At 48.8% G+C, this 11,868-nt stretch carries 8 protein-coding genes; 5 read left to right on the top strand and 3 right to left on the bottom strand.

The genetic code is table 11. The features are described from left to right. Positions 1–153 precede the first annotated feature (153 nt). Positions 154–1,794 (top strand): PP2C family serine/threonine-protein phosphatase, encoded by a 1,641-nt coding sequence (locus tag NX720_RS00535; protein ID WP_262598750.1) that lies wholly within the window; start codon positions 154–156, stop codon positions 1,792–1,794. Here the strand turns inward: NX720_RS00535 and NX720_RS00530 are convergent. Next, on the bottom strand, positions 1,758–2,672 hold the full coding sequence (locus NX720_RS00530) for a LysR family transcriptional regulator (protein ID WP_262598749.1): 915 nt from the start codon (positions 2,670–2,672) through the stop codon (positions 1,758–1,760). The genes NX720_RS00535 and NX720_RS00530 overlap by 37 nt on opposite strands. Before the next feature lie 139 nt (positions 2,673–2,811). Between NX720_RS00530 and leuC the strand changes: the two genes are divergently transcribed. From leuC to asd, 4 genes are all read left to right on the top strand, one after another. Next, positions 2,812–4,227: a 3-isopropylmalate dehydratase large subunit gene (gene leuC, locus NX720_RS00525; RefSeq protein WP_262598748.1), complete on the top strand. Its 1,416-nt coding sequence runs from the start codon at positions 2,812–2,814 to the stop codon at positions 4,225–4,227. Between the two features lie 3 nt (positions 4,228–4,230). Further along, positions 4,231–4,869 carry a 3-isopropylmalate dehydratase small subunit gene (leuD, locus tag NX720_RS00520; protein ID WP_262598747.1) on the top strand — a complete coding sequence of 213 codons (639 nt, stop codon included), beginning with the start codon at positions 4,231–4,233 and terminating at the stop codon, positions 4,867–4,869. A gap of 77 nt (positions 4,870–4,946) precedes the next feature. Next, positions 4,947–6,029: a 3-isopropylmalate dehydrogenase gene (gene leuB, locus NX720_RS00515; RefSeq protein ID WP_262598746.1), complete on the top strand. Its 1,083-nt coding sequence runs from the start codon at positions 4,947–4,949 to the stop codon at positions 6,027–6,029. 51 nt (positions 6,030–6,080) lie between these two features. Further along, entirely contained in the window at positions 6,081–7,190 is a 1,110-nt protein-coding gene (gene asd, locus NX720_RS00510) for an aspartate-semialdehyde dehydrogenase (protein ID WP_262598745.1), read from the top strand. A gap of 158 nt (positions 7,191–7,348) precedes the next feature. On the opposite strand, the gene NX720_RS00505 is transcribed toward asd, so the two are convergent. Then, positions 7,349–8,470, bottom strand: coding sequence for a hypothetical protein (locus NX720_RS00505; RefSeq protein ID WP_262598744.1), 1,122 nt, complete (start codon positions 8,468–8,470; stop codon positions 7,349–7,351). 186 nt (positions 8,471–8,656) lie between these two features. Further along, a complete protein-coding gene (locus NX720_RS00500) occupies positions 8,657–11,548 on the bottom strand; it encodes a hypothetical protein (protein WP_262598743.1) in 2,892 nt (963 codons plus the stop codon). Positions 11,549–11,868: the final 320 nt, after the last annotated feature.

Genomic DNA, 11,868 nt, shown 5'->3' with positions numbered 1-11,868 from the left:
TATAAGCTGAACAATGGGTAAATGGTAGTGGAGTCCGTTAAAATTTAAAGAAGGATGTGGAATGTACGGATAATAACAGGGATTGCTTTAGCAGCCTCTGACTCCGAGAGGCTTCTGGACTCAATAAAACAGTATTTGATTTAAAAGGAGATAATGATGATACAACCCGGTAACGGTTTTCCTTCGGCTCGGCAGGCGTTTGCAGAGAATGTTAAAGAGCTGCAAAAACTGTCGAAGTGGGTTTCAGACAGTCCGGAAGCCAGTCTCAGACTTGAGGATGGTCATTTCAAGACAGGTGACGTGGGTAAATGGCGGGGGCGTGCCCTCAGCGTGGCAGCGTTTTTTATGCCGTTTTTAAGAAACTATGTGGATAAAACACTGACCAGCTATAGCCTTGAGACAATAGCTCAGCAAGAGGCAGCGGTTAAGCATCTGAAGAAAATATTGGTGAATTCCAATAAAAAGACAACTTCTCTTTCAGAACGTAAAGTAATCTCTGTCGAAAAAGCCATGCAGTTTATTCAAAGCCCGGCAAGTCGCTCGACAGCTCCCGAAGATAGTTGGGTACTCCCCCCAACACTGTCGAGTGGCTGGCGTGTAAGCTCTAAAGATACCCCGGATATGGAACAGCTTCAGGTTAATATGAAGCTTGAGTACCGGGTTTATACCAGTAGTGATGAAGTGCAGACAAAGCTGGAAACTGAACAGACGGCTGCTGTGCAGCAGCAGGGAGAGATGGCGCAGCACTTTGAAAAGCTTCAGGCAACAGCGGCCTCAGGTGGAAAAATAACCGAATTTGAGGACAGTCGATTGCTGGATTTTAAAGAAAAGTCAGACAGTCGTATAAAAGGAGAAACTGTCGGTGACCTGAATGCTCAGGATACAAAAGGTAGCATTCCCCTGGACTCCTATCGATATTCTGACATTAACGAGGAAGATCCGGACAAAGCCGTAAAAGTGTTTGATCGTTCTTCCGATTTTTATACCGAAACCGAAACGGATTCGGGGGTTGCCCATTGTACCGGGCGCCGGAAAAGCATGGATGATGCTGTTCTCTGTACTCGTTTTAAGGTTCAGACACAAGCGGGTGAAGTGGAAATAAAGCTGACCGGCGTGTTTGATGGTCACGGTGACGGAGGGGATGTTGCTTCCGGGTTTGCCAAGGATAATATCGTACACCACTTGAAAAAACGACTTGAGGCCGATAATCCGGAATCCCTGGATGATTTGCGGATAATGAATACGCTGAAACTGGCCTTTGTGGATACAGGCAATAGTTTTATTCCTCCCGAAGGTAAGGCAGAGTGTGGCACGACTGCCAATGTCGTTTTGCAGATAGATGACAATCTCTGGACTGCTAATGTAGGGGATTCCAGAGCTGTGCTACTTGATCCCGAGGGCAGGGTGATGCAGTTAAGCGAAGACGCCAAACCAACAGATGACCGCTATAAAAAAGCCATAGAGAAGCGCGGTGGATATGTTGATGGCAGGGGGAGGTTAAATGGCAGTGCTCGTGTTGCCGGTGACCTGGGTGGGCATTTTGCCTACGGCGCCATGAGCGCAAGGCCTAAGGTAGTCAAGCACAGAGTGCCACCTGAGGGATGGGAAGGTTATAAACTGGTGCAGGGCTGTGACGGGCTTTTTGATGTCGCCAACAGTGATGTAGTGGGTGGGTTTGTGCATCAGTCTGCTGCCCGGCAAGCCAGTAATGCCGCAATAGCGGGCCAGCTCGCGGAACTGGCTTATAAGTCAGACTCTCAGGATAATGTTTCGGTGATCGTCACTTCGCTCTGAGTGTTGTCCAGCAGTTCAAGAAAGGCTCTGGCTGCATTCGACAGGGTTCTGTACTCGTGTCGGATGTAGCCTAACTCCCTGACCGGCGGTTGAAAGCCGGTTTTCAGTTCTGTCAGATCATCTTCCAGCATAGATTTTGGCAATATACTCCAGGCGATGCCAATGGCCGTCAGCATGCGAATGGTTTCCAGGTAATTCGATGACATGGCGGTTTGCAGGGTAAGGCCCTGTTGATCGAACAGGTTTTGTACCAGTCGGTAGGTAAAGGTCCTGACACCTGGCAATACGGCCTGATGCTGACTGAGTGCTTTGGGGGAAACCGTTTCTTTGATCTGCGCCAGCGGGTGCTCCCGGCTGGCCATAAACACCAGTGGGTCATTCCAGAGTTTGCGGGAAAGAATGTTATCCGGATTAACGGGTGCAAGAGTAATAAGACCCAGTTCAACTTCCCCCCTGTGCAACAGTTCATAGGCGGCTTCAGAGTCGACAAATTTAATATCCAGTGTTACGTCCGGATAGGTGCTGGCAAAGTGCTTCAATATATTCGGTAGTCGCCGTAAGCCGATATGATGACTGGTGGCTAAACTTAATGGTCCTTTGATCTGGGTCTTCAGGTTATTTATCTGTTGTCGTGTATCCTTCATTAACTCAAGCATCTGACTGGCTTTAGGCAATAACGTTCGACCAGCTTCATTCAGGTGAGTGCGACGGCTGCCAGTGGTGTTCTTCCGGTCAAACAGGGACGTACCCAACTGCTGCTCAAGACTGGCAATACGTTTACTGACTGCTGGCTGGGTCAGATGCAACTGTTTGGCAGCCAGTGAAAATGATCCGCATTCTGCGACCGTTAGAAAAGCAGTAAGGCTGGGGATATCCATAAAGGTTGTGGTGTCTCTCTGAGGTTTAAGTATTCCTGATTGTTATTAATAGCATAAAAAAGATGAATTGGAGTAATCCATAACTTCGCTCTACGATGAGCCCATAGAACGATAAGCCGTATTTACGAGGGGAATAACAATGTCAGGCAAAACCCTGTACGACAAACTGTGGGACAGTCATCTCGTTAAACAGCGGGAAGACGGTTCCGCCCTGATTTACATCGACCGTCATCTGCTCCATGAGGTCACTTCGCCACAGGCCTTTGAAGGACTGCGCCTGGCAGGGCGTCAGCCCTGGCGAACCGGTGCCAACCTGGCGACACCAGACCACAATGTCCCCACCACAAAAGTGGAACGTAAAAGTGGTATTGATGGCATTGCTGACCCGATTTCCAGAATTCAGGTACAAACACTCGATGAGAACTGTATTGACTTCGGTATTACTCAGTTTGATATGCAGGATCGCCGTCAGGGTATTGTCCATGTCATTGGTCCTGAACAGGGGGCGACCCTGCCGGGCATGACCGTTGTCTGTGGAGATTCTCATACCTCAACCCATGGCGCTTTTGGTGCCTTGGCTCACGGCATTGGCACATCTGAAGTTGAGCATGTACTGGCAACCCAGTGCCTGGTAACCAAAAAAATGAAAAATATGCTGGTACGGGTTGATGGTGAACTGGGTGTTGGTGTCACCGCTAAAGATGTGGTGCTGGCTATCATCGGTAAAATAGGTACAGCGGGTGGTACGGGTTACGCCATTGAATTTGACGGTGCAGTGATTCGCACTATGAGTATGGAAGGCCGTATGACCGTCTGCAATATGGCGATTGAAGCGGGTGCCCGGGCCGGTATGGTGGCGGTGGATGATACCACTCTGGAATACGTCAAAGGTCGTCCGTTTGCTCCGGCGGGTGAGCAGTGGGAGCGGGCGGTATCCGTATGGTCTGATCTGCACTCTGATGGCGATGCGGTGTTTGACCAGATCGTGATTCTGAACGGTGAAGATATTAAACCTCAGGTCACCTGGGGAACCTCTCCGGAAATGGTTCTGCCGGTTGATGCCCGTGTACCGGAAGCGGATGAGGCAGAAGGTTATGCCCGTGCGCTGGAATACATGGGGCTGACCGGTGGTATGAAAATCAGCGATATTCCGGTTGATCGTGTATTTATCGGTTCCTGCACTAACTCCCGGATTGAAGACCTGCGAGAGGCGGCAGCTGTCGTTAAAGGGCGTAAAGTGGCCGACACGGTGAAAGAAGCGCTGGTGGTGCCAGGCTCAGGACTGATCAAGGAACAGGCTGAACAGGAAGGTTTGCACACCATCTTTACGGAAGCCGGGCTTCAGTGGCGTGAACCGGGCTGCTCCATGTGTCTGGCCATGAATGCTGACAAGCTGGGCGCTGGTGAACACTGTGCCTCCACATCAAACCGTAACTTTGAAGGTCGACAGGGCTTTGGTGGCAGAACGCACCTGGTCAGTCCGGCGATGGCGGCGGCCGCTGCGGTGACAGGGCATTTCACTGATGTTCGTGAATTGATAGAGCAGGAGGTTTAAGCGATGAAAGCATTTACTGTTCATCAGGGTATTGTGGCACCGCTGGATCGTGTCAATGTCGATACCGATATGATTATTCCCAAACAGTTTCTCAAGTCTATCAAGCGCACCGGCTTTGGCCCCAATCTGTTTGATGAGTTGCGTTATCTGGATGAAGGTCAACCCGGTCAGGATTGCAGTCAGCGCCCTTTAAATGAAGCCTTTGTACTGAATCAACCCCGTTATCACGAAACCTCGGTGTTGCTGGCTCGCCAGAACTTTGGCTGTGGCTCCAGTCGTGAACATGCGCCCTGGGCGCTGGATGACTTCGGTATTCGCTGCGTCATTGCCCCCAGCTTTGCCGAGATTTTTTATAATAACTGTTTCAAAAATGGCCTGCTGCCTGTTGTCCTGTCTGAACAGCAGGTTGATCAACTGTTCACTCTGGTGGCAAACAATGAAGGCTATCAGTTAACCATTGATCTGAAACGACAGGTTGTGGTGCTGGAAGATGGTCAGGAAATGTCGTTTACAGTGGATGAATTTCGCCGTGACTGTCTGCTGCGTGGATTGGACGACATTGGTTTAACGTTGCAGGAAAGTGATGCCATTAAGGCGTTTGAGCAAAAACATAATGAATCGCAGCCGTGGCTGTTTGCTTAGGATGTTTGGCTGTTAGCTGTTAGCTGTTGGCTGTTGGCTGTTGGTTATTGGTTATTGGTTGTTGGGAGAGAAGAATAATGAGTCGTCAGATTTTATGTCTGCCCGGTGATGGTATTGGCCCTGAAATTGTGACAGAAGCACTGAAAGTGCTGGAGGCTGTCAAACAACGTTTCAATTTGGATATTGAAGTCAGCCACGGTCTGGTGGGCGGTGCTGCTATTGATGCAGAAGGTACGCCTCTGCCCGCTGAAACTCTGAAGCAGGCAAAGCAGTCCGATGCCATTCTGTTTGGTGCCGTAGGTGGTCCGAAATGGGATGATCTGCCTATGACCAACCGCCCGGAGAAAGGTTTGCTGGGGTTGCGTTCAGAGCTGGACCTGTTCGCCAACCTGCGGCCAGCTATTCTGTTTCCGCAACTGGCAGAGGCTTCGAGCCTGAAAGCGGAGCTGGTGGCGGGGCTGGATATTTTGATTGTCCGGGAGCTGACCGGCGGTATTTATTTTGGTGAGCCCCGTGGTGTCCGGACTCTGGATAATGGTGAGCGGGAAGGGTATAACACCTACGTTTATCGTGAGTCCGAGATCAAGCGTATTGCTAAAGTAGCGTTTGAAGCGGCGCAGAAGCGCAATGGACGACTCTGTTCGGTTGATAAGTCCAATGTTCTGGAAGTAACGGCGCTCTGGCGTGAGCTGGTGTCCGGCATGGCCGATGATTACAGGGATGTTGAGCTGAGCCATATGTATGTGGATAACGCCACCATGCAGCTGGTGCGCCAGCCAAAGCAGTTTGACGTGATTGTAACGGGCAATATGTTTGGCGATATCCTCAGCGACTGCGCCGCCATGTTAACGGGTTCTATCGGTATGCTGCCGTCTGCCTCGCTGAATGAAAAAAATCAAGGCATGTATGAACCCGTACACGGTTCTGCCCCTGATATTGCCGGACAGGGTAAGGCGAATCCTCTGGCGCAGATACTGTCGCTGGCGATGCTGCTGCGTTATTCTCTGGGCGAAACTGCGGCTGCGGATGCCATTGAGCAGGCTGTAGGCGATGTGCTGGATCAGGGATTGCGGACAGGGGATATAGCATCGGAAGGCTGTCGTCTGGTCAGTACGGCGCAAATGGGTGATGCAGTGGTTAATTACCTGCAGCGAGACTGACTATTAGTGAATCATAGTAATGATTCATGGTAGTGATTCAAGGAGAGTAGTATGAAAAAGGTAGGACTTGTCGGCTGGCGGGGCATGGTTGGCTCTGTGTTGATGGAGCGCATGCTCGAAGAGAATGATTTTGCCAGTATTGATCCGGTGTTTTTCACCACCTCACAACATGGACAGCCGGGCCCGGATGTCGGTAAACCGGTGCAGCCGTTGCAGGATGCCTTCTCCATCGACGCATTACGGGAGATGGACATTATTATTTCCTGTCAGGGGGGCGACTATACCAGCAAAGTGTTTCAGCCTTTGCGTAACAGTGGCTGGGACGGCTACTGGGTTGATGCCGCGTCTTCACTGCGAATGAATGACGACAGTGTTATCGTTCTGGACCCGGTTAACCGCCATGTGGTGGATCAGGCTCTGGAATCGGGTGTGAAAAACTATATTGGTGGTAACTGCACCGTCAGCCTGATGTTAATGGCTGTAGGCGGGCTGTTCCGTGAAGGGCTGGTACGCTGGATCAGTGCCATGACGTACCAGGCAGCCAGTGGAGCCGGTGCGCGCAATATGCGTGAGCTGATCAACCAGATGGGCTGCATTCGTGACAATGTTGCCAGTGAACTGGCAGACCCTGCCAGCGCTATTCTCGATATCGACCGCAAAACCTCGGACCTGCTGCGCAGTAGTGATCTGCCTCAGAGTGAATTTGGTGTGCCACTGGCAGGAAGTCTGATCCCTTATATTGATAAACAGCTGGAGAATGGCCAGAGCCGGGAAGAGTGGAAGGCGCAGTCGGAAACCAACAAAATTCTGGGTTTATACAACGGTGGCATTATTCCCATTGATGGCGTGTGTGTTCGCATTGGAGCCATGCGCTGCCACAGTCAGGCACTGACCCTGAAACTGAACCGGGATATCCCGATCGCTGATATTGAAAGCATTATTGCTGAATCAAACGACTGGGTATCGGTTGTGCCCAATGACCGTGAAGCGACCATGCAACAGCTGACGCCTGCATCGGTGACGGGCAAGCTGGATATTCCGGTAGGCCGTTTGCGCAAGCTGAATATGGGCAATCAGTATCTGTCAGCCTTTACCGTGGGTGACCAACTGTTGTGGGGGGCTGCTGAGCCTCTACGGCGGATGTTGAATATTCTTACCTGACGATGTTGTACTTATACCAATGGCTGCCGGTGTAAACGGCAGCCTTCTTTTTTTAGTACGGGTCAGCATTAAAATTCATAAGAAACAAGGAGCGGGGTGAGATCTATCAGCACCGGTAGTCTCTGGCAGAGAGCATTTTGAACAGAACGCACTTTGCGTTAGTTGCCTGATTTTGCCTCTTGAGTGGCAAATTTAGAAAGTTCGGGCATGGGCGGCATCAGGATTATTTCAATCAGCTTGTAGTGCTGACCGATATGGTGGCCTTGTTCTATGGAATTCGGGTTAGGGGTCAAACTGATTCCTCTGGAATAATAATTGCTGTCTCTCCTGAAGTTCTTATAATGGGGTTTTGCAAAACGTGCGGTTCCTCCGGAAGTAAACCTGACCTTAATTGCTTCTGCCGGAAATGGTATCCAGGAAGTTATGTTAATATCGTAAGTTTTACCGGCAAACCATTCTGAACGGGTTAAAGTCATCGTCACTTTAGTTTCGGGGACTGAGACAAGGGACAGATCGCTATTGATTCTGGGAAAATATGGATCCATTATGTGCGGTTCAGGTAACCCCATGTCTTTCCCTTCCTTTTTCATTTTGTTGTCTGTGTTTTGTGCTAGCCGATTGACTTGCATGCGAAGGGGGATCAGGGTGTTTTCTACAGATTTTTTTTTAGCGAGGTGGCGGGCAGCAGCGTAACCTAATTTTGTGTCTGTGAACAGCTCAAGCGGGTTGTCGCTTTCAAATATGCTGAATCTATAGACTGTCTCTTTTGAATTGCTTTTATCTTTTCTCTTTTTTAATTCGCTGGAGCGAAAGGGTACGTATAAAATTTCACCGGTACTCATCAACTTTACTTTAATAGCCCCAGCCAACTGGAGCCCATCTAACTGATCCATCGAATAGCCTGCGGCTGGGTTATCCAAAATTGCTTTATTAACACAGAAGTTACGATAATCTTTACCCTGGTTGTTCATGAAGGTGGAGAGATTATATCCTTCGTGTTCAGAAGTATCTGAGCTTGATACACGACTCTCAAAGGTTTCTTTTGTCTGGCAGTTATCCGAAATTTGTTTATTTACATATTGTTCTCCGCAAATCAAGTTTACTTCAGGGCTGCACAAATCTTTGTTTAAAGGGTTTTCCGTTGAGGGTTGCGCTGTTGTGGTGAGAGGGTCAACAGTACGGGGTGTTACCCCTGCAAACAGGGCTGAGGACAGGGATAATCCGGCGCAGAAGGATAATGCATTCAGAGAAATGAAACGAAATTCTGGTTTGTACTTCATGATAAACGCTACCTTGGAAAGGGTATCTGAAAGGTTAAGGGCAATGAATTTTTTTGCCAATGATTTTCGGAAATAACACGGTGCTAATTATTTGTCGTTTTAGCATATTTCCATGTTGAGCCTTTTTATAAACTGTGTGCCCCTGCCTGTGCGGAGATGACAATGGAATGTTCCTGATAAAAAGAGTCAGGGGTTAAGGGGTAAGGAAACCCCCTTTGACGTTCCCATCATTTTTTCCATAAATCCAACAGCGTTGTTTGCTTCTCTATTTTGGAACTTGATATAGATAGCAAGAGCGCTGATAGCAATAATGGGAAAGGCAATAGCAACTCCGTAGCCCCAGGCTGGAAATCCGTCTGAGCTATTGCCAGGGGGTACTTCCTGATTGTTAAGATTTATTTCCATTATGTTGACAGTCTGAAGTGATCCAGACTCACCTGACTGATAGGACAGGTACATTTTACGATCCGCTATTATCATCCCACTGAAAAGTATATTTGAAAGCTCCAGGTTTTTGTTCATGCGATAAACTTCCTTGGTATCGTCATAGGTGGTGGTAAAAATATCGCCTTTTTGACCGTATTTTACGACGTGAAGGTGTTGTCCGTCGGGATAAAGTTTTATCTCCGCCGGGGTATCCGGGGTATCGAAGTCACCTGAATAATTATGCAGGGCTTCATCAATAACGAATGAACCGTCTGTTTGTCCGTTGGAGGGATCAAACCTGCGGACAGACAACTGGTCTCCGTGGCGGGTAATGGTAGCCATATAGACCCAGCCTCTGTGAACCGCTGTAGCAGCCTCGTGGCTGTGGAAGTTGTCAGGAGTGATTGCGTTAACCTCACCATTAATACCAAAAGGATAGTGACGTGACAGCGTTGAACTACTGTACTGCCGTAAAAATGCTGCTCCTGTCGTTTTTTCAATACCGGCGATGTAAAGCAGCTGGTTGTCTGGTGATACAGACAAGCTCCTGGCAGAGTCCTTATCGCTTAAGAGGTCAGCCAGTGAGTGGTACTTTTTCTTCTTTTCAGAAAAGCGGCCGATAAAAAAGTTCGAAGCAGAGTGGCCGGAAAAGAACAGCATCCCATTATTGCCAGTCATTCGGTTTATCTCAGAACGACTGTCCTGCAGATAGTCCATTATATAATCTGGTTTTTCATTACTATTCCCGGGTGCCTCTTTTTCAGACGCTCTGTTTTCAGGCAGGGACAGGCTAAGTAACAGTGGCTTTTGACCCGGTTTATTTGCGACTAAGTGTATATGGCGATTAGTGCTGTTACCCATAAGTAAGCTGTCGCCGATAAAGTGCCAGCCAGCTATGTCGGGCAGTGGATAAGTTATTTTACCGCAGTTTCCGAATCCCTTATCAAGCACAGTACTTCTGTATCGTGCCACTGTCAGGGTGCTGGAATCTGAAGATGGGCGGATAACCACATACAGCTGATGGTTTGTAAAGTCATAGGCCTGAGCTAATGGTATTCCTTCCGGTGCGGGACAGCCTTCCGTAAAGGGTTGAGTGCCGGAGGATGGACTGGCGGTAGAGGGTGCAGTGGTTGATGATGTTAGTAAGTTTTCCGCTGAGCAGGCAAAACCACCCTGTCCACAATGGATCCCGATTTGAATAGCCTGTTGTCTGGGAACGCCGCTTAAAAATGGCCGTGATCCGTTAAGAACATTCCATACGACTAAATTCAGCAGAGAGGCATTGGCTACTCCGCCAGGGATTGCAAACTGTTTCAGGGCGACGGGAAAAGTAAAGTCGCTATTTTGAGCATTACTTATGCGCAAGAGATCCTGATAATTGGCATTAATGCTTCTGAGCATTGGAAATGGTTTCTCCGGATCACTGCTCCAGAGATTTTTGTCGAGTCCCTGGGGGTTGGGCTGTGTTTTGTTCTGTGGCACTTCCTTCAGTTTGGGCGGAGTCGTGTGGTTGGAATTTTCATTGATTATAATCCGACCTGTTTGCAAATTGTTACGCTGTCGGATTTCATTACCTCCTACTGTGCCGTGGTAGAAATAAACAAGATGGCCTGCAATGATATCTGCCGTGTTCAGATTATTCTCTGCGGTAAGGTTTGACCCATAGGAGACTATGCCACCCACGCCCCCTACGCCGACAGGCTTTTTTGAATAAAGGTTATAGGTAATTTTCCCATTGTTCATGTTTTGCCTGACGGGGTTGTTTGACGCCTGACCAACGATGCCTCCGGTAAAGGCGCCCCCTTCGCCAATATGTAACACGCCCGCGTTAACATTTCTGTCAACGGAACAGCTGTTTTCAACCAGTCCGGCTATACCACCTAAAGTGCTCAGCCAGACCTCTGAGAGCTGTAATGAACCGCTATTGAGATTGCTGGTTATGGTTGACGCACCCTTTGCACATCCTACTATTCCGCCATAATCCGATGAACTGACTGGAGACATTGATGTGATTGCCCCGGTATGAAGGTTGTTCTTCGCTGAAGAGTGTCCGGACAGCTTCCCTGCAATGCCGCCTGAGCTGGATGAATAAACCGCGCCTGTGACTTTTCCTGTATACAAGTTGCCCAGGACACTTGAATGTGCCAGAACAGAAGCCGCTATTCCACCGCTGAAACTATCGCGCCCCTTTGTATAGACTGCTCCGGTCGCCAGGTTGTCCGTTATCGTGGAATAATGACTGGCTATTCCCACAATGCCAGCGGCATGGGCGCTATTACCAGTAGTGCCTGTTTTTCCTGAATGGTTAATCACCTCTTTGACGGTCGTGTTTTTTACCATGCCCGCAACGGCTCCCACTGCAGCTGACCGGCCGGTCTCCTCAATGACAGGCCTGTCAATAATCAACCGTTCGACCTGGCTATTAACGAGATAACCAAACAGCCCTGAAAAAGCGTTATTCAGTTTGCCGGTTATTTTCAGGCCGCTGATTATTTTGTAATTGCCTTTTAATTTAACTGAAAATGGAGCGGACTCATTTCCTACGGGTTTCCACTGGTCGAATTCGCTCAGGTCGATGGATTCTGTCAGGTAGTAGGAGCCGGGAACCGGGTGGTCAGCATTGATGTATTGGATGAAATTGTTGTGATTCAAAGGAATGCTTTTTTCTGCCTGTAAGTGCAGGCTAATTGTGCTCGCATATATCAAACTGAAAGAGACTGCGAATCTCATTGTACAGTGTTTGAGTTTTTTTGCTGCGAGCATTTTGTCCGAACCTTCAGGCAGAAGCCGCCCGAAAGACTAGACGTTATGAATTTTTTTCCCAATGATATTCGGAAATAACGAGGCGTGGAGTATCTGTAATTCAGAAATATTTTCATACTGACATTTTTGCATTCAGCCTTGCTGATGTTGTGCCAGGCACAACCGGTGGCACGACTTTTCGGATGGCTTCTGATACATTGCGCGGCACT

Origin of the sequence: Endozoicomonas euniceicola (assembly GCF_025562755.1) — a bacterium.
GTDB classification, from domain to species: domain Bacteria; phylum Pseudomonadota; class Gammaproteobacteria; order Pseudomonadales; family Endozoicomonadaceae; genus Endozoicomonas_A; species Endozoicomonas_A euniceicola.
This window is presented reverse-complemented; position numbering and strand designations above follow the sequence as displayed.